This window comes from Alcaligenes sp. MMA, assembly GCF_020907215.1.
GTDB lineage: Bacteria > Pseudomonadota > Gammaproteobacteria > Burkholderiales > Burkholderiaceae_B > Alcaligenes > Alcaligenes aquatilis.
This window is the reverse complement of record NZ_JAJJPP010000003.1, coordinates 589,251-609,742: the sequence shown is the minus strand read 5'-3', so window position 1 is coordinate 609,742 and position 20,492 is coordinate 589,251. Positions and strand designations below refer to the sequence as shown.

The 20,492-nt window shown below is 56.5% G+C and carries 25 protein-coding genes; 2 read left to right on the top strand and 23 right to left on the bottom strand.

Features of this window, described 5'->3' with window-relative positions; all coding sequences use genetic code 11:
- The first annotated feature begins 3 nt into the window (after nucleotides 1-3).
- Nucleotides 4-1,170, top strand: a complete 1,167-nt coding sequence (locus LNA76_RS15305; RefSeq protein ID WP_094198000.1) for a S1C family serine protease — start codon at nucleotides 4-6, stop codon at nucleotides 1,168-1,170.
- A 246-nt stretch (nucleotides 1,171-1,416) separates the two neighbouring features.
- Here the strand turns inward: LNA76_RS15305 and tatC are convergent, their stop codons facing one another.
- The 23 genes from tatC to LNA76_RS15190 form a co-directional block, all read right to left on the bottom strand.
- Nucleotides 1,417-2,184, bottom strand: a complete 768-nt coding sequence (gene tatC / locus LNA76_RS15300) for a twin-arginine translocase subunit TatC (protein WP_094197999.1) — start codon at nucleotides 2,182-2,184, stop codon at nucleotides 1,417-1,419.
- Complete coding sequence (tatB, locus tag LNA76_RS15295) at nucleotides 2,181-2,672, bottom strand: Sec-independent protein translocase protein TatB (RefSeq protein WP_125277144.1); 492 nt, start codon at nucleotides 2,670-2,672, stop codon at nucleotides 2,181-2,183. The genes tatC and tatB overlap by 4 nt, the downstream gene beginning before the upstream one ends.
- A gap of 17 nt (nucleotides 2,673-2,689) precedes the next feature.
- Nucleotides 2,690-2,923, bottom strand: coding sequence for a Sec-independent protein translocase subunit TatA (tatA, locus tag LNA76_RS15290; protein ID WP_094197997.1), 234 nt, complete (start codon nucleotides 2,921-2,923; stop codon nucleotides 2,690-2,692).
- A gap of 12 nt (nucleotides 2,924-2,935) precedes the next feature.
- Nucleotides 2,936-3,304, bottom strand: a complete 369-nt coding sequence (locus LNA76_RS15285; protein WP_094197996.1) for a histidine triad nucleotide-binding protein — start codon at nucleotides 3,302-3,304, stop codon at nucleotides 2,936-2,938.
- 83 nt (nucleotides 3,305-3,387) lie between these two features.
- The gene (locus LNA76_RS15280) at nucleotides 3,388-3,741 is read right to left on the bottom strand and encodes a phosphoribosyl-ATP diphosphatase (RefSeq protein WP_094197995.1); all 354 of its coding nucleotides are present in this window, start codon (nucleotides 3,739-3,741) and stop codon (nucleotides 3,388-3,390) included.
- Nucleotides 3,738-4,142, bottom strand: coding sequence for a phosphoribosyl-AMP cyclohydrolase (hisI, locus tag LNA76_RS15275; protein WP_108728395.1), 405 nt, complete (start codon nucleotides 4,140-4,142; stop codon nucleotides 3,738-3,740). The genes LNA76_RS15280 and hisI overlap by 4 nt, the downstream gene beginning before the upstream one ends.
- The gene (gene hisF, locus LNA76_RS15270; protein WP_094197993.1) at nucleotides 4,142-4,933 is read right to left on the bottom strand and encodes an imidazole glycerol phosphate synthase subunit HisF; all 792 of its coding nucleotides are present in this window, start codon (nucleotides 4,931-4,933) and stop codon (nucleotides 4,142-4,144) included. Before hisF ends, hisI begins: the two co-directional genes overlap by 1 nt.
- The gene (gene hisA, locus LNA76_RS15265; protein ID WP_094197992.1) at nucleotides 4,930-5,670 is read right to left on the bottom strand and encodes a 1-(5-phosphoribosyl)-5-[(5-phosphoribosylamino)methylideneamino]imidazole-4-carboxamide isomerase; all 741 of its coding nucleotides are present in this window, start codon (nucleotides 5,668-5,670) and stop codon (nucleotides 4,930-4,932) included. The genes hisF and hisA overlap by 4 nt, the downstream gene beginning before the upstream one ends.
- A 77-nt stretch (nucleotides 5,671-5,747) precedes the next feature.
- Nucleotides 5,748-6,395 (bottom strand): imidazole glycerol phosphate synthase subunit HisH, encoded by a 648-nt coding sequence (gene hisH, locus LNA76_RS15260; RefSeq protein WP_094197991.1) that lies wholly within the window; start codon nucleotides 6,393-6,395, stop codon nucleotides 5,748-5,750.
- 20 nt (nucleotides 6,396-6,415) lie between these two features.
- Nucleotides 6,416-7,003, bottom strand: coding sequence for an imidazoleglycerol-phosphate dehydratase HisB (gene hisB, locus LNA76_RS15255; RefSeq protein ID WP_094197990.1), 588 nt, complete (start codon nucleotides 7,001-7,003; stop codon nucleotides 6,416-6,418).
- Nucleotides 7,004-7,028: 25 nt separating this feature from the next.
- On the bottom strand, nucleotides 7,029-8,333 hold the full coding sequence (hisD, locus tag LNA76_RS15250) for a histidinol dehydrogenase (protein ID WP_094197989.1): 1,305 nt from the start codon (nucleotides 8,331-8,333) through the stop codon (nucleotides 7,029-7,031).
- Between the two features lie 129 nt (nucleotides 8,334-8,462).
- Nucleotides 8,463-9,137: an ATP phosphoribosyltransferase gene (hisG, locus tag LNA76_RS15245; protein ID WP_009455485.1), complete on the bottom strand. Its 675-nt coding sequence runs from the start codon at nucleotides 9,135-9,137 to the stop codon at nucleotides 8,463-8,465.
- Complete coding sequence (gene murA / locus LNA76_RS15240) at nucleotides 9,137-10,396, bottom strand: UDP-N-acetylglucosamine 1-carboxyvinyltransferase (protein ID WP_094197987.1); 1,260 nt, start codon at nucleotides 10,394-10,396, stop codon at nucleotides 9,137-9,139. The genes hisG and murA overlap by 1 nt, the downstream gene beginning before the upstream one ends.
- Nucleotides 10,389-10,637 carry a BolA family protein gene (locus LNA76_RS15235; protein ID WP_009455487.1) on the bottom strand — a complete coding sequence of 83 codons (249 nt, stop codon included), beginning with the start codon at nucleotides 10,635-10,637 and terminating at the stop codon, nucleotides 10,389-10,391. Before LNA76_RS15235 ends, murA begins: the two co-directional genes overlap by 8 nt.
- A 4-nt stretch (nucleotides 10,638-10,641) precedes the next feature.
- Nucleotides 10,642-11,400 (bottom strand): ABC transporter permease, encoded by a 759-nt coding sequence (locus tag LNA76_RS15230; protein WP_094198456.1) that lies wholly within the window; start codon nucleotides 11,398-11,400, stop codon nucleotides 10,642-10,644.
- A 95-nt stretch (nucleotides 11,401-11,495) separates the two neighbouring features.
- Nucleotides 11,496-12,287: an ABC transporter ATP-binding protein gene (locus LNA76_RS15225; protein WP_108728398.1), complete on the bottom strand. Its 792-nt coding sequence runs from the start codon at nucleotides 12,285-12,287 to the stop codon at nucleotides 11,496-11,498.
- Between the two features lie 185 nt (nucleotides 12,288-12,472).
- The gene (locus LNA76_RS15220) at nucleotides 12,473-13,144 is read right to left on the bottom strand and encodes an MlaC/ttg2D family ABC transporter substrate-binding protein (RefSeq protein WP_094197985.1); all 672 of its coding nucleotides are present in this window, start codon (nucleotides 13,142-13,144) and stop codon (nucleotides 12,473-12,475) included.
- Nucleotides 13,145-13,183: 39 nt separating this feature from the next.
- A complete protein-coding gene (locus tag LNA76_RS15215; protein WP_108728782.1) occupies nucleotides 13,184-13,963 on the bottom strand; it encodes an MlaA family lipoprotein in 780 nt (259 codons plus the stop codon).
- Between the two features lie 38 nt (nucleotides 13,964-14,001).
- A complete protein-coding gene (mlaD, locus tag LNA76_RS15210; RefSeq protein WP_230019391.1) occupies nucleotides 14,002-14,478 on the bottom strand; it encodes an outer membrane lipid asymmetry maintenance protein MlaD in 477 nt (158 codons plus the stop codon).
- Between the two features lie 21 nt (nucleotides 14,479-14,499).
- Nucleotides 14,500-15,285: a lipid asymmetry maintenance ABC transporter permease subunit MlaE gene (gene mlaE / locus LNA76_RS15205; protein WP_162496915.1), complete on the bottom strand. Its 786-nt coding sequence runs from the start codon at nucleotides 15,283-15,285 to the stop codon at nucleotides 14,500-14,502.
- Complete coding sequence (locus LNA76_RS15200; protein ID WP_094197983.1) at nucleotides 15,282-16,106, bottom strand: ABC transporter ATP-binding protein; 825 nt, start codon at nucleotides 16,104-16,106, stop codon at nucleotides 15,282-15,284. Before LNA76_RS15200 ends, mlaE begins: the two co-directional genes overlap by 4 nt.
- 188 nt (nucleotides 16,107-16,294) lie before the next feature.
- Complete coding sequence (locus tag LNA76_RS15195; RefSeq protein ID WP_230019390.1) at nucleotides 16,295-16,825, bottom strand: chromate transporter; 531 nt, start codon at nucleotides 16,823-16,825, stop codon at nucleotides 16,295-16,297.
- A complete protein-coding gene (locus LNA76_RS15190) occupies nucleotides 16,822-17,397 on the bottom strand; it encodes a chromate transporter (protein WP_094197981.1) in 576 nt (191 codons plus the stop codon). Before LNA76_RS15190 ends, LNA76_RS15195 begins: the two co-directional genes overlap by 4 nt.
- Before the next feature lie 645 nt (nucleotides 17,398-18,042).
- Here LNA76_RS15190 and LNA76_RS15185 point away from each other — a divergent pair.
- Nucleotides 18,043-20,475, top strand: coding sequence for a 3-hydroxyacyl-CoA dehydrogenase/enoyl-CoA hydratase family protein (locus tag LNA76_RS15185; protein WP_442778986.1), 2,433 nt, complete (start codon nucleotides 18,043-18,045; stop codon nucleotides 20,473-20,475).
- Nucleotides 20,476-20,492: the final 17 nt, after the last annotated feature.

Sequence of the window (20,492 nt, the reverse complement as noted above, 5' to 3'; positions counted from 1 at the left end):
GCTATGCGTCGATTGTGGCTAGTATTTGCTCAAGCGGTGACGATCTGCTTAGCGGGTTTTTTTATTGTGGTGACATTCAGGCCTCAGTGGTTGGGAGCACCCCAGTTACCCGTGCGCACAACTGATGCGGTGGTCATGCCGGCACCGGTTCCTTCTTTACTGGCCCCTGTCGCCCAGGAGAGCCCCTTGTCTTATGCCTCGGCGGTCACCCAGGCCGCGCCGGCTGTCGTTAATGTGTACACCAGCAAGCATTTGGAAGGCAATTCTCCTTTGCTGGAAGACCCCGATTTGCAACGTCTGTTCCGTGAACTGCCTGATCTGATGGGGCGTCGCTCCACAATCAACCTGGGCTCGGGCGTGATCGTACACGAACAAGGCTATATCCTGACCAATTACCATGTGATCGAGGCGGCCGACGCCATTGAGGTGGCCTTGTCGGATGGGCGTCAGGCCAAGGCTCGCTTGATTGGTTCGGACCCGGAAAGCGATCTGGCTGTGCTCAAGATCGATCTGCCCAAACTGGTGGTGATCCGGACACAGTCCCAGGATCAGTTGCAGGTGGGAGATGTCGTACTGGCTATCGGCAACCCTTTCGGAGTGGGGCAAACCACCACAATGGGTATTGTGTCGGGGCTGGGGCGCAATCGCCTGGGTATCAATATTTACGAGAACTTTATCCAGACAGATGCGGCAATCAATCCGGGCAATTCTGGTGGTGCCTTGGTGGATGTGACGGGCCGACTGGTGGGGATCAATACCGCTATTTATTCTGAAACTGGTGGGTCGCTGGGAATCGGCTTTGCCATTCCTGCTTCGACAGCGCTGGCCATTATGGACGAGATCATTCGTAATGGAGAAGTGACGCGGGGTTGGCTGGGGCTGGAGCCGCAGGACATCACGCCAGACTTGGTCAAGAGCTTCAAGCTGAAAAGTGATGCGGGTGTGATTATTGCCAGCGTGCAGCGTCATGGCCCGGCTGCCGAGGCCCATTTGCTGGTTGGGGATATCGTGTTGGGGTTGAATGGTCAGCCAGTGACCGATTCAATTGACCTGCTCAACCAGATTGGCCCCGTGCAACCGGGGCAGACCGTGACGTTACGTGTGCTGCGCGATGGCAAGGAGCTGGATGTTCCTGTCAAGGTTGGTATGCGGCCTCAGGTGCGCAAGTAAGGTCAGCAGCTTCCCTGCTTTTTCCTGGTGGGGGGCCCCTCGAAGAAGGGTTGAAGGGCCATGGCCTTGAGGGCTGTACCGGTTCTTGGCTGTTTTACAGATCGTAGCGGCACAAGGGCTTTGCAACGCGTCTATAAAAGAATGGCTCTCTAGGACTGCTCTTTTTGGAGCAGGGCAAGAGAGCCATTTTTGGGCCTGCACTGACAAAAAACCTAGCGTGTACAGACCGATGTTGCTTTGATCGTTTTACAGGTCCAGCTCACGGCCTTCGCTGCTTTCCGTTTCTCGTTTTTTGATCAGGCTGGCGGCCAGAATCCCTAACTCATAGAGCAGGCATAGCGGAGTTGCTAACAGAAGCTGGCTGACCACGTCCGGTGGAGTAACAATAGCAGCGATGACAAAGGCACCCACAATGACATAGCCACGGATTTCACGCAGCTTGGCTACCGTCACAACACCTGTTTTTACCAGCAAGATCACTGCGATCGGCACTTCAAATGTAATGCCAAATGCCAGGAACATGGTCATGACAAAACCCAGGTAGGCTTCGATGTCCGGAGCTGGCGTAATCGATTGTGGGGCAAACGTGGCGATGAAATGGAAAACGGTGCGGAACACCACGAAATAACAAAATGCCATGCCAGCGATGAACAGCAAGGTGCTGGTCATGATCAGGGGCAACGCCAGTTTCTTCTCGTGGTTATACAAGCCAGGCGCAATAAAGGCCCATGCCTGATAAAGCACAATCGGCAAGGCCAGCACGAAGGCTGCCATCAGGGTGACTTTGACCGGCACCATGAAAGGGGTAATTACCCCCGTGGCGATCATGCGTGTGCCCTCGGGCAGCGAGCTCATCATGGGCTGTGCCAACACATCATAAATTGCCGAGGCACCCGGATAGGTAAACAACACGATAAAAATTCCCACCACGGCAATAACGGCGCGTAACAGGCGTGTGCGCAGCTCTACCAGGTGAGAGATAAAGGTGTCTTCTTGAGGCGCGTCGGTGCTCATGCCGTAGGTCCTTTAGCGGGGTGGGCGGGAGCATCCGTAGGACGGGGAGCGTCGTCACTGGCAGGCGCGCTAGGCGCTGGTGGGGCGGCTGCATCCGTGCTTGGCTGGCTGGCAGCCGGTTCTGTTAAAGCGGCGTCGGGCGTTGTAGTCGCGCTGTCAGCGGTATCTGAAAAGGCCTTACGTGCGGACTCCGACGCATTTTGTAGCGTGTCGCGCGCTTCGGTCAGAGGCTGGCTCAGGCTTTTGCCTGTGTCCTGGACCGAGCTGCGTACCGAACGCGCAGCGTCTTCCATCTGGTCTTTGAGCTTATTGACCTCATCCAGATTGATTTCACGTTGGATATCGGATTTGACCTCGGTGACGTAACGCTGAGCGCGGCCAAGCAGATGCCCGGCTGTGCGAGCCACTTTGGGAAGGCGCTCCGGACCGATAACGATCAAAGCAACTACACCAATCAGGAGTAGCTCAGTAAAGCTGATATCAAACATGGAGACTCACGTAAAAGTCAGGTGCGATCGGACTTTTCCTTTGCCTGCACATCGATTGTTTGGGGATCTGCCGTACGCTGGCTGACAGACTCGGGATTTTTCTCGTCGTCGCCAACTTCTTTCATGCCTTCTTTAAAACCTTTGACTGCACCGCCCAGATCCGAGCCGATGTTACGCAGTTTTTTGGTGCCGAAAACCAGGGCGACGATGACCAGAACGATCAACCAGTGCCAAATGCTAAAGCTACCCATAATGTATCTCCCTTAAGCAGCCATGGCTGCGCGTTGTTGCCATGGGCGCTCACCGCCCAAGATGTGCATGTGTAAATGGTTGATTTCCTGCCCGCCATCCAAACCGTTGTTGATGACAATGCGGAAACCGCCTTCTGGGCCGGGGCGACAACCAGCCTTTGCGGCCAGGGAAGGAGCCAAAGCCATCATTTTACCCAACCATTCGCTATCCTGGTCCGATACGTCCTGCATGGAGACGACGTGTTTTTTGGGAATGACCAGAATATGAATAGGAGCCGCTGGGTTGATGTCGTGAAATGCCAGAAAATCCTCGTCCTCGTATACCTTTTTGGACGGGATCTGACCGGCAGCAATTTTACAGAAAAGACAGTTCTCGCTCATAGCAACCTCGGTAGCGAAGCACTCGCTGGGCGAATGCTGAAAATCTAGGTATTAGGACAGTGTAGCGCGACTAGATGACAGGATTACGCTTGATCCTTAGGTCGCGAAGCTTTTTCTTCCAATCCCGATGTGCCTTCACGGCGCAGCAGCTCTGTCAGGACATCACGAGGCTCCAGACCATAATAGGTCAGGGCCACCAGGCTATGAAACCACAGGTCTGCGGTTTCGCAGACAATGCGTTCGCGTTCCTGATCCTTAGCCGCCATGACCAGCTCGGTTGCCTCCTCGCCGATCTTTTTCAAGAACGCATCCGGCCCTTTGGCCAGAAGCTTGGCGGCATAGGACGAGGAAGGGTCCCCGCCTTGTGCCGGCAAACGGGACTTCAGAGTGCGGCCAAGATGATCGAGAATAGTCTCGACAGTAGGTTGTTCGTTCATCGGTAAATATGCTCCGGGTCTTTCAGGACGGGATCAACCACCACCCATTGTGCTTGATCGCTCTGGCCTTGCAACTGGCGATAAAAGCAGCTTTCACGTCCCGTATGACAGGCAATCTGACCAAGCTGTTCCACGCTGAGCAAAATAACATCGCCGTCGCAGTCCAGGCGCAAGTCGCTGACGTGCTGCACATGGCCGGATTCCTCGCCTTTGCGCCACAGGCGCTGGCGGGAACGCGACCAGTACACGGCGCGGCCAGTACTGACGGTCTCTTGCAGGGACTCCTGGTTCATCCAGGCGACCATCAGGATTTTGCCCGTGGCCTGGTCCTGTGCAATCGCAGGGATCAGACCTTGTTCATCAAAGCGGATTTCAGCCAGCCAGGCCGGTAAGTCTGCCATTAGCGTCGCACCTGAATACCTTGCGCAGCCATGAAATCCTTGGCTTCGGCAATAGTGTGTTGACCATAGTGGAAGATGCTGGCGGCCAGCACGGCACTAGCACCACCTTTGATCACGCCGTCGGCCAGGTCTTGCAGGCCACCCACGCCGCCAGAGGCGATAACGGGCACGGAGACCGCATCGGATACGGCACGGGTCAGTTCCAGATCAAAGCCGGATTTGGTGCCGTCGCGGTCCATGCTGGTCAGCAGTAGCTCGCCTGCGCCATAGTCGGCCATGCGGGCTGCCCATTCCACGACATCCAGACCTGTTCCACGACGGCCGCCGTGAGTAAAGACTTCCCAGCGGGGAGCTTCGTTTTCGGCACTGACACGGCGAGCATCAATGGCGACAACCATGCACTGCGTGCCGTGGTGATCGCTGGCAGCACGCACCAGATCAGGGTTGCTGATGGCGGCGCTGTTAATGGACACCTTGTCCGCACCGGCATTGAGCAGGCGCTGGATGTCCGTGACTTCACGGACACCGCCACCGACTGTCAGCGGAATGAAAATCTGGCTGGCCACCTGTTCGATGATCGGCAAGATCAGATCCCGGTTGTCCGAGGTGGCGGTAATGTCCAGGAAGGTCAGCTCATCGGCACCCTGGTCGTTGTATTTGCGGGCGATCTCTACCGGGTCTCCGGCATCGACCAGATCCACAAAGTTGATTCCTTTGACCACGCGACCGGCGGTGACATCCAGACAGGGGATAATGCGGCAGGCTAATTCGTTGGCAGCAACCTGGCTCATGCCGGGTACTCGTCAGCAAATGTTTGTGCCTCGGCAAAATCCAGGGTGCCTTCATAAATGCTGCGCCCCAAAATGACACCTTCAATCCCTTCGTGCTCGACAGCACACAGGTCTTCGATGTCTTTCAGGTTGGTGACGCCGCCCGAGGCGATCACAGGAATCTTGACGTGCTGAGACAGTTTGACGGTGGCTTCGATATTGACGCCTGTCAACATGCCGTCGCGGCCAATATCCGTATAGATAATGGATTCGCAGCCGTAGTCTTCAAATTTCTTGGCCAGGTCCAGTACGTCGTGGCGTGTCAGCTTGCTCCAGCCATCGGTGGCGATTTTGCCGTCACGGGCGTCCAGGCCAACAATGATGCTGCCAGGAAAAGCGCTGCAAGCGTCCTGCAGGAAACCTGGGCTTTTGACGGCGGCTGTGCCAACAATGACATAGCTCATTCCGGCGTCCAGGTAGCGTTCGATGGTGTCCAGATCGCGGATACCGCCCCCGATCTGTACGGGAATCTCACCGTCAATGGCCGCAATAATGGATTTGATGGCTTCGCTGTTCTTGGGCTTGCCGGCAAAAGCGCCGTTCAAGTCCACCAGATGCAGGCGCCGGGCCCCTTGCTCGAGCCACTGTGTTGCTATTTTGGCCGGATCATCCGAGAAAATAGTGGCGTCGTCCAGGTCACCCTGGCGAAGGCGCACACAACGCCCGTCTTTAAGGTCGATGGCGGGAATCAAAAGCATGGTCTTTAGCCGTAAAAAACGTAAGAAATACTGGGTCGGAAAAAGTCGAAAAGACGCCAGGAAGCTTTATTGAAAAATCATGGCTTCCAGTTGGCGAAATTCCGGAACAGTTGCAGGCCGTTGTCCGCACTTTTCTCAGGATGGCATTGCAACGCAAAAATATTAGCGTTTGCGATCGCCGAGGTAAAGCGTTGGCCATAGTGCGTCGAACCACAAGTTTGATCTATATGCAGCGGATCGACAAAGTAGCTATGCACAAAGTAAAAGAACGCGCCATCTTCAATGCCAGCCCATAAGGGGTGGTCTTGAGTCTGGTGTACGCGGTTCCAGCCAATATGGGGCACTTTCAGCCCGGTGCCGGAGGCGTGGTCGCTGCTTTTGTAGTTTGGGCCCTCAAAACGGCGCACTTGGCCGGGAATCAGACCTAAACAGGGGACATTGCCTTCCTGACTGGAGTCGAACAGCATTTGTTCGCCTACGCAGATACCTAATAAAGGTTTGCTGCGGGCTGCAGTCAGCAAGGCATCGCGCAAACCGGATTGGTCCAGGTGGGCCATGCAATCGGGCATGGCTCCCTGGCCGGGTAATACAACCCGGTCCGCATCCAGAATGGCTTGAGGAGTTTGAGCAAGAACAATGCGCGCATCAGGTGCAGCGGCATGCAGTGCCCGGGCAACCGAGAAGATGTTGCCCGAACCGTAATCGACAATAGCGATAGTGGTCACGATGTGTGTCCAAAGGACGTTTACAGAACCCCTTTGGTCGAAGGCACCACGCCTTCGCTACGTGGGTCCAGCTCCAGAGCCATACGCAATGCTCGACCAAAGGCTTTAAACACGGTTTCGCACTGATGATGTGCGTTTTCGCCGCGCAGGTTATCGATGTGCATAGAAACCAGGGCGTGGTTGACAAAACCCTGGAAAAACTCGCGTGCCAAGTCTACATCGAACTGACCGATTCGTGCGCGGGTAAAGGGCACAAAATAAAACAGACCAGGGCGACCGGAGAAGTCCACGACGACGCGCGACAGGGCTTCGTCCAGCGGCACGTAGGAGTGGCCATAGCGGCGCAGACCGGCTTTGCTACCGACAGCCTTGGCAAATGCCTGGCCCAGCGCAATGCCGATATCTTCGACGGTATGGTGGTCGTCGATGTGGGTATCGCCCTCACAGTGCACATCCAAGTCGATCAGACCGTGGCGGGCAATCTGGTCCAGCATGTGGTCCAGAAAAGGCACACCGCTGTTGAGCGAGTGACGGCCGGTGCCGTCCAGGTTAACGGCCACGCGGATGCGGGTTTCATTGGTATTGCGGGTAATCTCGGCGGTACGCATATCAGAGCCGGCGGCAAGGCCGGTATCAGGATTGGTTCAATCGGAATTGCGCGCTGGCAGCGTGGGCGTACAGGCCCTCGCCTTGTGCCAGCGTAGCGGCTATGGGTCCCAGTGTCTGGGCGCCTGATTCTGAAACCTGAATAATGCTGCTGCGTTTCTGGAAATCGTAGACGCCCAACGGTGACGAGAAACGCGCAGTGCGTGCCGTCGGCAGGACATGGTTAGGCCCGGCACAGTAATCGCCCAGCGATTCGGAGCTGTAGGGGCCTAGGAAAATGGCGCCAGCATGGCGGATTTTGCCCAACAAGTCCTGGGCGTTCCGGGTAGAGACTTCCAGGTGTTCCGGCGCGATATGGTTGCTGATCTGACAGGCCTCGTCCAGATCGCGGACGTGGATCAGGGCTCCCCGGCCAGACAGGCTGCGACGGATGATGTCCTCGCGTGGCATGGTGGGTAACAAGCGTTCGATAGCGGCTTCAACCTGATCCAGAAAGTCGGCATCGGGGCACAGCAAGATGGCCTGGGCCAGCTCGTCGTGTTCGGCCTGGGAGAACAGGTCCATGGCCACCCAGTCGGCCGGAGCACTGCCGTCGCTGATGATCAGGATTTCGGAGGGGCCGGCAATCATGTCGATACCCACCACACCAAAGACGCGGCGTTTGGCAGCGGCTACATAGGCGTTGCCGGGGCCGACAATCTTGTCCACCGCAGGAATGGTATCCGTGCCGTAAGCCAAGGCGCCCACGGCTTGTGCGCCACCAATGGTGAACACGCGATCGACACCACCTATGGCGGCGGCGGCCAGCACGATAGGGTTGCGCACGCCATCGGGTGTAGGCGTGACCATGATCAGTTCAGGAACACCCGCCACTTTGGCGGGAATGGCGTTCATCAGAACCGAGGAGGGGTAAGCGGCCTTGCCACCGGGAACATACAGTCCCACACGGTCCAAGGGGGTGACTTGCTGGCCCAGCACGGTGCCGTCGGCTTCTGTGTAGGTCCAGGTTTGGGCACGTTGATGTTCGTGATAACGGCGCACGCGCTCGGCGGCCTGCTCCAGTGCCTTGCGCTGATCGGCGGGCAGGCTGTCCAGGGCTGCAAACAGCTCTTCTTTAGAAATTTCCAGTGCCGAAGCCTGTTCAACGGCCAGTCGGTCAAAGCGCTGGGTGTAATCCAACAAGGCCGTGTCTCCCTCATGCTGGATACGATGCAGAATCTCGGCACAAGCGTGCTCGATAGACGCGTCTTCAGACGCTTCGTAAGCCAGTAGCGTGCGCAGTTCGGCATCGAACTGGGCGGATTGAGAGTTCAGGCGATGGATCAGTGACATGTCGCTATAGGAAAAAGCTAAGGATCAAGGGCCAGTGTATAACATTTCGCTTGCGCAAAAGGCGGTCTGCGTCTTTTGCGCAAGCAGGATTGTCCGGCTGTTTGTCCCCTGCGAGAAGCAGGGGAGATTTTACTCGTCCACCGAGGCGCGAGAGAAAGCGTCGATCAGGGGTTGTAGCTGGGCACCACGGTTTTTCATGGCAGCTTGATTGACGATCAAACGCGAGGAGATGGGGGTGATGTCTTCCACTTCCACCAGCTTGTTGGCACGCAGGGTGCCGCCGCTGGAGACCAGATCCACAATGGCGTCAGCCAGACCGACCAGCGGGGCCAGCTCCATGGAGCCATATAGCTTGATCAGGTCCACGTACACGCCTTTGCTGGCGAAGTGTTCGCGAGCCGCGCGCGTGTATTTGGTTGCGATACGCAAGCGCGAACCTTGTTTGACAGCCGAATGGTAGTCAAAGCCCTCCGCCACGGCCACGCACAGACGGCAACGGGCAATGTTCAGATCCACGGGCTGGTATAGACCGCCGGGGTGCTGTTCCATGTGCTCGTACAACACGTCCTTGCCGGCAATCCCGATATGGGCGGCACCGTATTGCACGTAGGTCGGCACGTCCGTGGCACGCACAATAATCAGACGCAGGTCCGGATTGTTGGTGGGCAGGATCAGTTTGCGCGACGTTTCCGGGCTTTCCAGCACTTTGATGCCCGCCTCTTCCAGCAAAGGCAGGGTTTCGTCAAAAATCCGGCCTTTGGACAAGGCCAGCGTCAGAGGTTGATTTAAACCGGCGGGGCTCATTAGGTTTCCTTGCTGCTGATTCGCTCGATGTTGGCGCCTACGGCTTGAAGCTTGGCTTCCATACGGTCGTAGCCACGGTCCAGATGGTAGATGCGTTCGACGGTGGTGTCACCCCGAGCAGCCAGACCCGCAATGACCAAACTGGCCGAAGCACGCAGGTCGGTTGCCATGACGGTAGCGCCCGTCAGGTAGGGGGCGCCGGTAACCACGGCCATATGGCCTTCGATATCAATCTGTGCACCCAGACGGTTCAATTCCTGCACGTGCATGTAGCGATTTTCAAAGATGGTTTCCACAACCGAGGCGGTGCCGTCGGCAATGGTGTTCAAGGCCATCAGTTGAGCCTGCATGTCGGTAGGGAAACCGGGATATTCGCTGGTGCGAAAGCTGACTGCCTTGGGGCGACCATTCATGCTGGCCTTGATCCAGTCTGGGCCGGTTTCAATGTGCAGACCGGCTTCGCGCAGCTTGTCCAGCGTGGCGCCCATGGCGTCAGCATCGGTATTGCGCAAGGTCAGTTCGCCACCGGTAGCGGCAACAGCACACAGGAAGGTGCCGGCTTCAATACGGTCGGGGCAGATGGTGTGCTTGGCACCGTGCAGGCGCTCGACACCGTCAATGACGATGCGGTCGGTGCCGTGGCCCTGGATCTTGGCGCCCATCTTGATCAGCAGCTCGGCCAGATCAATAATTTCTGGTTCGCGGGCCGCGTTCTCCAGAATGGTTTGGCCTTCTGCCAGGACAGCGGCCATCATCAGGTTTTCGGTGCCGGTGACTGTCACCATGTCCGTGCGCACCACTGCACCACGCAAGCGTTTGGCGCGGGCATTCACAAAGCCGTGCTCGACATGGATTTCTGCACCCATGGCAGCCAGACCCTTGATGTGCTGATCTACCGGGCGTTGGCCAATGGCGCAACCACCGGGCAGGCTGACGCGGGCCTGGCCAAAGCGGGCCAGCAGGGGGCCCAGCACCAGAATGGAGGCGCGCATGGTTTTCACCAGCTCGTAGGGCGCTTCCAGATTGGTGATGTTGCCTGCATTGAGCTCCAGCGTGCCATTGCGCTCCTGGGTGACACCCAACTGGCCCAAGAGCTTCAGGGTGGTGTCGATATCGCGCAGACGCGGGACATTGTCCAGGTACACCGTATCGGCAGTCAGCAAACTGGCGCACAGAATAGGCAGAGCAGCGTTTTTGGCGCCAGAGACGGTGATCTCGCCATTGAGGCGTTGTCCGCCTGTGATGCGTAATTTATCCATTCGGATTGGCCTTGTATTCGTCGGGGGTCAGCGTGCGCATGGACAGGGCGTGGATTTCAGCTTTCATCCGGTCACCCAGGGCCTTGTAGACCAGTTGGTGACGCGCAATCAGGCGTTTGCCTTCAAAGGCGGTGCTGACGATCAGGGCCTCAAAGTGCGAACCATCGCCTTGCACTTGCAAGTGTTCACAGGGCAGGTTGTCGGCAATGTATTGGTGAACTTGTTCGGGAGTCGGCAACATGAGATCAATTCCGTAATTTATAGCCTGAGGCAAGCAGGCGTAGCGAAATCAGACACAGCGCAACAAAGACGCTGGCGACAACGGTCAGGCTGAACCAGGGAGAAATATCCGAGGCGGCAAAAAAACCGTAGCGGAATCCGTCAATGGTATAGAGCAACGGATTCCAGTGTGAAACAGTCTGCCAAAACGGCGGCAGGCTATGAATTGAATAGAACACACCTGACAAAAAGGTGGCGGGCATGATCAGAAAGTTCTGGAACGCGGCCAACTGGTCGAATTTTTCAGACCACAGGCCGGCGATCAGGCCTAAGGTGCCCATGATGCCGCAAGACAGGACGGCAAAGACCAATACCCACAAAGGCTTGGCCAGGGGCAAGGAGACAAAGAACAGGGACACCAACCAGACACAGAGGCCCACACAGATGCCACGGGCGATGGACGCCAGCAGATAAGCAGCGAAAATTTCGCGGTGCGACAGTGGCGGCAACAGGATAAAGACCAGATTGCCTGTGATGCGGCTTTGAATCAATGATGACGAGGGGTTGGCAAAGGCGTTTTGCAACATGCTCATCATCATCAGGCCCGGAATCAGGAAGGCGGTGTAGGGCACGGAGTCGTACACCGTGACGCGACCTTCCAGTACGTGGGCGAAAATCAGCAAATACATCAGCGCTGTCAGCACCGGAGCGGCAATGGTCTGAAAGCCCACTTTCCAGAAACGCATCAGCTCTTTGCGCAGCAGCGTCGGGAAACCCGAGCCCATCTTGGGCTGAGGGGGCAGGCTCAGGGTGCCGATCTTGCTTGTGGGTGCGTCCGTGTTTTGTGGCACACCCCAGTGTTTGGGAGAGGGGTTCTGGTTCACAGTGCGACTCCCATTTTTCCTTCGTTGTGCATGATGCGCACAAATGCATCCTCCAGATCGTGGCCACCCGCGCGTTCCATAATGGCTTGTGTGGTATCCAGGGCGACAATCTTGCCACTCTTGAGCATGGCCAGTCGGCCACAGAGAGCCTGGGCTTCTTCCAGATAGTGGGTGGTCAGCAAGATGGTGTGGCCTTGTTGATTCAGACGAATGATGAATTCCCACAGCGTGCGGCGCAGGTCCACGTCCACACCGGCAGTGGGTTCATCCAGAATAATGACAGGGGGGCGATGGACCAGTGCCTGGGCAACCAGCACACGGCGCTTCATGCCACCGGACAAGGCACGCATATTGGTGTCGGCCTTGTCGCTCAAGGCCAGATTGGCCAGGATCTCGTCGATCCAGTCGTCATTGTGTTTCAGGCCAAAATAGCCCGATTGCAGACGCAAGGTTTCACGAACAGTGAAAAAGGGATCATAAACAATTTCCTGTGGCACCACGCCCAGCGATTGGCGGGCTTTTTGGTACTGGGTGCGCACATCGTAACCACAGACACTGACCTGGCCGCTGGTGGGACGGGTCAGGCCTGCCAACATGGAAATCAGGGTTGTTTTGCCGGCGCCGTTGGGGCCGAGTAAGCCAAAAAACTCACCATGTTCGATAGTCAGGCTGACCTGATCGACGGCCAGAAAACCGGCATCGGAGCGGGGAGGGGAAAACAGGCTTTTGAGTCCCCGGCTTTGGGGGGCGAAGCGTTTGCTGACGTTATCGAGTTTGAAGGCGGACATGGCAATTTGGTTGGCCTGACGCGAGTGTGGCGGTACAAGTCGTCGCGGTAGCGTCTTTGTTAACTAAACAGGCCTACGCATGGGCGTAGACCTGTTTGGGGGTGATCAGGCTCTTTATTATAGAGTACGACTCTGGTCTGCTTAAGAAAGCTCGACCAAAGCGCCCGAGCTTGCCACGGCCTGTCTTAGCTGTTTTGCTTGTTCAGCGCCTGAATCAGGCCATCAATGCCACTTTGTTCAATTTGCTGGGCAAACTGGTTGCGGTAGTTTTGGATCAGCCAGATACCTTCCACGTTCAAGTCGTAGATTCTCCAGCCTTCAGGTGTTTTCTCCAGGCGGTAATCTACGCCAACCGGGCCACCGTTGGACTGGGTCAGCGAGGAGCGCACAACCACGTCGTCCGCATTGGCATCACCACGGAAAGGCAGAATGGTCAGTTGGGTCTTGTCATCCACACGGGACAAGGCGCCGCTGTAGGTGCGAACCAAGGTGCCCTTGAAAGCCTCGACCAGTCTTTGGCGTTGATCTGCGCTGGCTTGGCGCCAGTAGCGGCCAGCGGACAGGCGAGTGGTCTTTTCCAGGTTCACGTACGGCATGATGTTTTCGTTCACAGCGGCCGTGATGGCAGCACGATCACCCTTGCGGATGGCCTCGCTTGCCTTGACAACTTGCAATGCCTGATTGCCAACCGTTTCAACAAACTTGTTGGGCTCGCCTTTAGGGTCGGCGGCTTGGGCGTGCGCGGCGACAGCATACAAACACAGGGCCAGCGCGGCACAGGTGGTCAGAACCCAGGAAATCAGGCGAGAGGGAGAGGACTGCAAAGCAGTCCCGCCCAAGGCGGGACGGGAAATCATAAAAAAACTCCGGAATAATGTTCTGCGGGCAGGGCGTTTTTATTCGTCTGCGTCCGAGTAGTCAGGCAGGTCCTGGCTAGAGTCGCCACCGGTGCGACGGTCTTGAACCATCGCATGGCGTCGTTGCAGGTAAGCGTCGCGTATGAAGCTGTAGCGGTCAAGGGCGATGTCGTTAACAAGTTTTTCTGTATCCAGCACGCCAGCGCGGGCATCCAGCGCCCACAGACCCATGATGCTGTTGCGTACCGGTACATCCTTGATCGCCATGATCGGGCCCGTGGAGGAAAAGCCTTCCAGGAAGCTGGTGCCGCGTGCCAAACCGTCACGAACCGTGCTTGGGCCAAAGAAGGGCAGAACCACGTAAGGTCCAGGCTTGATGCCCCATACGCCCAGCGTTACGCCAAAGTCGTTGGGGATGCGCTCAGAGCCGTTCATGGTGGCAACGTCGATACAACCACCCAGGCCCATGGTGGAGTTGAACAGGACACGGCCCAGGGTGTTGAAGAAGTCAACATGCTCGCCTTGCAGGAAGCTGTTGACGGCCGACCAGGCATCGCCCAGGTTGTTGAAAATGTTACTAATGCAGGTGCGTGCAGGCTGCGGTGTCAGGGCGGTATAGCCTTCTGCAATGGGTTTGATCAGCGCGCCGTCCACGGTTTCGTTAAAAGCGTAGATGCCACGGTTCATGCTCTCCCATGGGTCCTGGGGGTTGGGGTTGGGCACATTGGCGCAACCGGCCACAAGGGCAGCACTGGCACCGACCAGGCTCAAACGGACTCCACGAGGCAGGGAGTAAGAGCGGCGAGTTGTTGTATTCATGGTTGTGTCGTCTGTAATGAGCATGAGTCAGCGGTTTACTACTCCGATTTGGAGGCGCCGTCATTGGAGGCCGTGTTGTAAAGGAACTTGCTGATCAGTTCCTCCAGCACAACCGCGCTTTGGGTATAGGTAATGGTGCTACCGCTTTGCAAATTCTTGTCGTCGCCGCCGGCAGTCAGACCTATGTATTGTTCACCCAACAGGCCCGAGGTCAGAATGGAGGCCGACGTGTCTACGGGGAATTTGTAGTGTTCGTCCATATCCAGTGTGACCACGGCTTTGAAGTCCTGATTGTCAAAACCAATGGAGCTGACTCGACCAACGACCACACCGCTGGCCTTGATGGGCGCACGTGGTTTCAGGCCACCTAGATTATCGAACTTGGCAGAGACCTGGTAGGTTTTGGCAAAGGAAAAAGAACTGAGGTTACCCGCCCGCAGAGCCAGGAATGCCAGTGCGACCAGCCCCAGCAAAACAAACAGGCCAACCCAGAAATCGGTTTTCTCGCGATTCATAGCTGAGCAATTCCTAAATAGTTAACTGAACATAAGGGCGGTGAGCAGGAAGTCCGTGCCCAATACCGCCAAAGCGCCGCTGACAACGGTGCGTGTGGTCGCGCGAGAAACGCCTTCGGGCGTAGCCTTGGCATGCCAGCCCATATACAGCGCAATCAAGGTCACGATCAGGCCAAATACCAGGCTCTTGATCACACCGTTGAGTACGTCATCAATAACATCGACGCCATTTTGCATCTGTGACCAAAAGGCGCCGGCATCAATGCCGATCATTTGTACGCCGACGATATAGCCGCCCAAAATACCGACCATGGAAAAGACGGCGGCCAGAATAGGCATGGCAATAATGCCACCCCAAAAACGCGGCACCAGCAGGCGTCGCAAGGGGTCGACTGCCATGACTTCCATGGCAGCAATCTGTTCACCGGCTTTCATCAAACCGATCTCGGCAGTGAGCGACGTACCGGCCCGACCAGCGAACAGCAAAGCGGTCACAACGGGGCCCAGTTCTCGTACCAAAGACAGGGCGACCAGCAGACCCAGCGCCTCTTCGGAACCATAACGATTCAGTGTGTAATAGCCTTGCAAGCCCAGCACAAAACCGACGAATAGGCCGGAAACGGCAATGATCAGCAGCGAATAGTTGCCGATAAAGTGAATTTGCTGGGAAACCAGACGGGGGCGGCGCCACAGCAGCGATGAACGTGCTAGCAAGGCAGCAAAAAGGCGGCTGAATGCGCCCAGCCCGTAAATGCTGTTGCGTATCGCAGTGCCTAGCGCGCTAATCGGGGCGGTAATGAAGTTCATGAGCGCGTTGTCCGATTTTGGAGCCAGGCTTCAAAAGCCGGGGTGACGGGATAGTTAAAGGCGATGGGGCCATCGGGTTCGCCACGCAGGAACTGTTGCACGTAGGGATCTTTGGAGGCGCGCAGCTCGGTGGGCGTGCCTTGGGTTAGCAAACGTCCCTGGCCAACCATATAGACTTGATCAGCAATGGCAAAAGATTCGGCCACATCGTGCGTAATCAGTACCGAAGCGCAGTTCAGGCGGTCCGTCAGGTCTCGAATCAGTTGTGCGGTAATGCCCATAGAAATAGGATCCAGGCCGGCAAAGGGTTCGTCGTACAGAATCAGCTCGGGCTCCAGCACAATGGCGCGAGCCAAGGCAACCCGGCGGGCCATACCGCCAGAGATTTCATTGATGCCCAAATGGGCGGCGGCACGCAGGCCAACGGCGTCCAGCTTGTCCAGCACACGATCTTCAATGGCGGGTTCAGAATCGTTTGTTAGCTCCCGCAAAGGGAAAGCCACGTTTTCAAATACGTTCAGGTCGGTAAACAGGGCACCCTGCTGAAACAGTACACCCATGCGTTGACGCGTCTGGCGCAGGGCCTCGCCGTCCAGCTTGGCCAGGTCCTGGCCAAAAACCGTGACCGTGCCTTTTTGGGCGCGAATTTGCCCAGTAGCAGCACGCAGAAGTGTTGTTTTTCCGGAACCCGATCCCCCCATCATGGCAACGACCTGGCCTTTCTGGACGGTCATGGACACGTCCGCCAGTACGGTAAAAGCACCATAACCCAGCGAGGCAGAATCCAGATTTAGTACGGCTTGGTCAGTATTTACAGCCATGTCGCGGGCAAAAGGGAGGTAAAAGGACCTGCCATTGTACTGCTTGCAGCTCTGGCGGCTCAATGTCTTGCGCTTTCTGAACACAGGATCGTGACGCTTTTATGACCTATTTTGTGGCGCTTGATACAGCCACTTACTTAAAGTCGGGGCTAGCGATGAAGTCCTCATGTTTACGGGGCGAATTTATCTTAGGTGGCGGGTTGCATCAAGGCAAATAGCAATCCGCCACCTGCCAGTAACCATAAAGGGTTGATGCGACTTAGCAGCAGAATGGCCGTACAGGCCAGAGCTGTGCCCCAGGCCCACAATCCGCCTTGAGCCGCTTGTAGGATTGTGCCGCTGGCGGCCAGGATCATGCCTGCGGCAATGGGTAGTAGCCCGATTTCAATAGCGCGGATGATGCGCGTGCCTTCATGGCGTTTCCAGATGGTCGCCAAGTAGTAGATCAGTAAGGCCGATGGTAGAAAAATGGCTACGGATGCGGCCAGGGCACCGGCCCAGCCTGCTGCCTTCCAACCCACCAGAGTCACAAGCAAGGATTTCGGGCCGGGTGTCAGGCGCGACAGGGCGAACAGGTCCAGAAACTCCTGATTGTTGAGCCAGCCATGGATTTCTACCGATTGCCGGTGAATTTCCGGGATGATGCTCTGCCCGCCGCCTATAGTCAGAAAAGACAGAGGCGCGAACACGCGCATGAGCTGGAACAGGACCGTGATCATGATTGTGCTGCCGATGAATCCCCAAGCTGTAGCCAGGCGTACCAGACGGACAGCGGCGCACAGATCAGAATAACGGGGATCAGGCTCCATTCCATGACGAAAATGCCGAGAAAAACCGCCAACATGATCGCAATTGGCACAATTCCGGTAGCTGCGCTGCGCGCCGAGCGTACGCCCATTTCAAGCGACAGACCGATGGCGGCTGCGGCAATCCCGGCCATGGCCTGAGGCACCAGGGTAGAGCCTGTCAGTTGTTCTAGACCAATCAGCATGAAAATGGCCAGGAGCAGCGGGGGAAGCACCATGCCCAGCGTGGCAAGCAAAGCTCCAGGTCCGGCCAGCAGACGGTAACCAATCCAGATAGAGAGATTCACCACATTGATGCCGGGTAGTGCCTGGGATAGGGCCAGACCGCTCAGAAAGTCTGCCTGGCTCATCAGGCGTCGCTGGACGACAAACTCGCGCATTAGCCAGCCACTCAAGCCCCCGCCAAAGCTGGTCAGGCCAATTCGGGCAAAGATCAGAAATAGAGCGCTTAAGGATAAAGGGGGAGCTTCTTGAGACCGGGTCATAGGGCAATGAAGGCGGATAGGGCTCGTCAAAAGTGGAAGTTTGAGCATTCTGGCATACAAATTAAGCTGTTTTTGCCCTCTTGTGGGCTCAGGTAGGGGGCTGATCCTCCTTGCCAAAGGTGCTGCGGTGCCTTTATCAGTAAGAGCATGGCTGCTGGGCAGGGATGGCTCCAAGCTCTTGCCATCCCCAAGTGTTCCTTATTTGTTTGAAATGTTTAAAGAAAAAAATTAATTAAAGTAAATCAAAAAATTAAATAAAAATGAATTGAAATAAATAAGAAAAGAATTAAATAAACAACTTGAAACCACGTGTGGTGCCAGCTTGATAGGGTATGAAGCAATTGCTGATAATGAAGGGGGGAATAGGCTTTTTATAGGTTCAATCTATTGAAATAAAAGACATTGAAACGACCGTTTGAATTTTATGCAAAGAAATCTAAGTGAATGGACAGGCCGGCCAGGATCAGAACATGGACCGTTTTATGAAGACGGATTTGATCTATGCTCATCTTTGATTGAAAATAAAAAAGACTTTATGGTCTTAAAGCCGGTTGTGCGTGTACGATTATTCGATTGCCTCGCATCGTAGAGCGTCCTTTTGGGGCCTTATGCTGCGTGGGGTTTCAGTTTCCTGGAGACAAACCTATGACATCTAGTTCAGCCAGTGCAGTGACGGGCAGTGCCCGTACCTTGCGTCGGGTCGCCGTGTGCGGTGCCGGCGTCATGGGCGCGCAAATTGCCGCTCATTGCGTCAATGCAGGCATACCAGTAGTTCTGTTTGATCTGCCCGCCCGCGAGGGTCCAAAAAATGGCATTGCCATTCGTGCCATTGCCAATCTGCGCAAAATGAATCCCGCTCCTTTAGGTACGCCAGACTTGGCCGACCTGATCGAACCCGCCAACTACGAAGACAATCTGGATCGTTTGGCCGATTGCGATCTGGTGATCGAAGCCATTGCCGAGCGTCTGGACTGGAAGCAGGATTTGTATCGCAAGATCGGGCCAGCACTGAACCCTAATGCCATTATTGCCAGCAACACGTCCGGTTTGTCCATCACGTCCTTGGCGGACGTTCTGCCTGAAGCGCTGCGCCCACGTTTTTGCGGCGTGCACTTTTTCAACCCACCGCGCTACATGAGCCTGGTGGAGCTGATCCCCACGAAATACACCCAGCCCGAGCTGCTGGATGTTCTGGAAACTTTCCTGGTATCGCAGTTGGGCAAGGGCGTGGTTCGCGCCAAAGATACCCCCAACTTTATCGGTAACCGTATTGGTGTTTTTGGCATTCTGTCCGTGTTCGAGCAGGCTCGCCGTTTCTCCCTGACCTACGAGCAGGTTGATGAATTGACGGGCACACGCCTGGGCCGCGCCAAATCGGGTACTTACCGTACCGCCGACGTCGTTGGTCTGGATACGCTGGCACACGTGATCCGCACCATGCAGGATCAACTGCCCGATGACAGCTTCAAAGCACACTTTGGCCTGCCGCCAGAAGTGCAGGGCCTGATTGATGCGGGCGCCTTGGGTCAAAAGACCGGCGCCGGTTTCTTCCGCAAGAAGGGTCGCGAGATTCAGCGTTTCGATGTCCAGCAGCGTGATTACGTGGCCGCTGACCAGAAAATTGATCCCGATGTGGCCGCCATTTTGGCCGTACGTGACCCGGCTGAGCGCCTGCGTCAGCTGCGCGAGTCCGACAAGCCTCAGGCTCAATTCGTGTGGGCGGTGCTGCGTGATACCTTCCACTACAGCGCCATTCATCTGCAAGACATTGCCGACAACGCCCGTCAGCTGGATCTGGCCTTGAAATGGGGCTTTGGCCACAAGCAAGGCCCGTTCGAGATCTGGCAGGCTGCCGGATGGCGTCAGGTGACGGAGTGGATCAACCAGGACATTCAAGAGGGCAAGACGCTGAGCAGCCAGGCGCTGCCAGACTGGGCGACTCGTGGTCCTGTGTGGGAAGCGCAAGGTGTACACACCGCCGCTGGCTCCTGGAATCCTTCGCAAAGCCGTTTTGAAGGCCGTAGCCATCTGCCTGTTTACCAGCGTCACATTGGCACACCTTTGCTGGTTGGCGAGGTCGAATCTCTGGAAACCACCACCGTTTTTGAAGATGAGTCGGTGCGTTGCTGGACACTGCCCGCGCCGCACCCACAAGATGTGCTGATCGTGTCCTTCAAGACCAAGATGCACACGCTAAGCCCCGGTGTGGTCAATGGCATGTTCAAGGCCATTGAATTGGCCGAAGCTTCGTATCAGGCGCTGGTGGTGGCCCAGGAGGGTGATCCATTCTCCGCAGGCGCGGACCTGAAAGCCATTTTGCCCGTGTTCGAGAAAGAAGGTGTGGCCGGCGTTGAGCCTGTGGAACGTGCCATGCAGGACATGGTTTTGCGTATCCGTTACGCCCAAGTGCCGGTGGTGGCTGCTGTGGCCGGTCTGGCTCTGGGTGGCGGTTGCGAACTGGCTGTGCATTGTGCGCACCGCGTCGCTCACTTCGAGTCCTACATTGGTCTGGTTGAAGTGGGTGTGGGTCTGGTTCCAGGCGCAGGTGGTCTGGCTTACTCGGCTCGTCGCTCTGCTGAACTGCAAGCCATGGGTGCACCCGATGCCCCGCTGCTGGCCTATCTGAAGCGTTTTGCTCTGGCTATAGCCAGCGCCCAGGTGTCGCGCTCCGCTCTGGACGCCCGTCAGCTTGGTTTCCTGAAAGAGTCTGACACCATCGTCATGAACCGCCAGGAACTGGTTTACGTGGCCGTACGTCAGGCACAGGCTCTGGCCAGCGCTGGTTGGCGTGCGCCATTGCCACGTCGCTTCCCGGTTGCCGGTCGCGATGGCATCGCCACGCTGAAAGCACAGTTGGTGAACATGAAAGAAGGTGGTTTCATCTCGGAATATGACTTCCATATTGCCGAGAAAGTCGTAACCGTGATCTGCGGGGGCGATGTGGATCCCGGCTCGCTGGTGGATGAAGCCTGGATGATGGCGCAAGAGCGGCAGGCTTTCCTGGAGCTGCTCAATTCCCCCAAGACCCAGGAACGTATCACTGGGATGTTGAGCACTGGCAAGCCAGTGCGTAACTAGAGCGGATCAAGGAGTAG

Excerpts from the sequence above, each read along its gene's own strand:
- LNA76_RS15305 (WP_094198000.1), top strand. The coding sequence starts at position 4 with ATGCGTCGATTGTGGCTAGTATTTGCTCAAGCGGTGACGATCTGCTTA.
- tatC (WP_094197999.1), bottom strand. The coding sequence starts at position 2,184 with ATGAGCACCGACGCGCCTCAAGAAGACACCTTTATCTCTCACCTGGTA.
- tatB (WP_125277144.1), bottom strand. The coding sequence starts at position 2,672 with ATGTTTGATATCAGCTTTACTGAGCTACTCCTGATTGGTGTAGTTGCT.
- tatA (WP_094197997.1), bottom strand. The coding sequence starts at position 2,923 with ATGGGTAGCTTTAGCATTTGGCACTGGTTGATCGTTCTGGTCATCGTC.
- LNA76_RS15285 (WP_094197996.1), bottom strand. The coding sequence starts at position 3,304 with ATGAGCGAGAACTGTCTTTTCTGTAAAATTGCTGCCGGTCAGATCCCG.
- LNA76_RS15280 (WP_094197995.1), bottom strand. The coding sequence starts at position 3,741 with ATGAACGAACAACCTACTGTCGAGACTATTCTCGATCATCTTGGCCGC.
- hisI (WP_108728395.1), bottom strand. The coding sequence starts at position 4,142 with ATGGCAGACTTACCGGCCTGGCTGGCTGAAATCCGCTTTGATGAACAA.
- hisF (WP_094197993.1), bottom strand. The coding sequence starts at position 4,933 with ATGAGCCAGGTTGCTGCCAACGAATTAGCCTGCCGCATTATCCCCTGT.
- hisA (WP_094197992.1), bottom strand. The coding sequence starts at position 5,670 with ATGCTTTTGATTCCCGCCATCGACCTTAAAGACGGGCGTTGTGTGCGC.
- hisB (WP_094197990.1), bottom strand. The coding sequence starts at position 7,003 with ATGCGTACCGCCGAGATTACCCGCAATACCAATGAAACCCGCATCCGC.
- hisD (WP_094197989.1), bottom strand. The coding sequence starts at position 8,333 with ATGTCACTGATCCATCGCCTGAACTCTCAATCCGCCCAGTTCGATGCC.
- hisG (WP_009455485.1), bottom strand. The coding sequence starts at position 9,137 with ATGAGCCCCGCCGGTTTAAATCAACCTCTGACGCTGGCCTTGTCCAAA.
- murA (WP_094197987.1), bottom strand. The coding sequence starts at position 10,396 with ATGGATAAATTACGCATCACAGGCGGACAACGCCTCAATGGCGAGATC.
- LNA76_RS15235 (WP_009455487.1), bottom strand. The coding sequence starts at position 10,637 with ATGTTGCCGACTCCCGAACAAGTTCACCAATACATTGCCGACAACCTG.
- LNA76_RS15230 (WP_094198456.1), bottom strand. The coding sequence starts at position 11,400 with ATGGGCTCGGGTTTCCCGACGCTGCTGCGCAAAGAGCTGATGCGTTTC.
- LNA76_RS15225 (WP_108728398.1), bottom strand. The coding sequence starts at position 12,287 with ATGTCCGCCTTCAAACTCGATAACGTCAGCAAACGCTTCGCCCCCCAA.
- LNA76_RS15220 (WP_094197985.1), bottom strand. The coding sequence starts at position 13,144 with ATGATTTCCCGTCCCGCCTTGGGCGGGACTGCTTTGCAGTCCTCTCCC.
- LNA76_RS15215 (WP_108728782.1), bottom strand. The coding sequence starts at position 13,963 with ATGAATACAACAACTCGCCGCTCTTACTCCCTGCCTCGTGGAGTCCGT.
- mlaD (WP_230019391.1), bottom strand. The coding sequence starts at position 14,478 with ATGAATCGCGAGAAAACCGATTTCTGGGTTGGCCTGTTTGTTTTGCTG.
- mlaE (WP_162496915.1), bottom strand. The coding sequence starts at position 15,285 with ATGAACTTCATTACCGCCCCGATTAGCGCGCTAGGCACTGCGATACGC.
- LNA76_RS15200 (WP_094197983.1), bottom strand. The coding sequence starts at position 16,106 with ATGGCTGTAAATACTGACCAAGCCGTACTAAATCTGGATTCTGCCTCG.
- LNA76_RS15195 (WP_230019390.1), bottom strand. The coding sequence starts at position 16,825 with ATGATCACGGTCCTGTTCCAGCTCATGCGCGTGTTCGCGCCTCTGTCT.
- LNA76_RS15190 (WP_094197981.1), bottom strand. The coding sequence starts at position 17,397 with ATGACCCGGTCTCAAGAAGCTCCCCCTTTATCCTTAAGCGCTCTATTT.
- LNA76_RS15185 (WP_442778986.1), top strand. The coding sequence starts at position 18,043 with ATGACATCTAGTTCAGCCAGTGCAGTGACGGGCAGTGCCCGTACCTTG.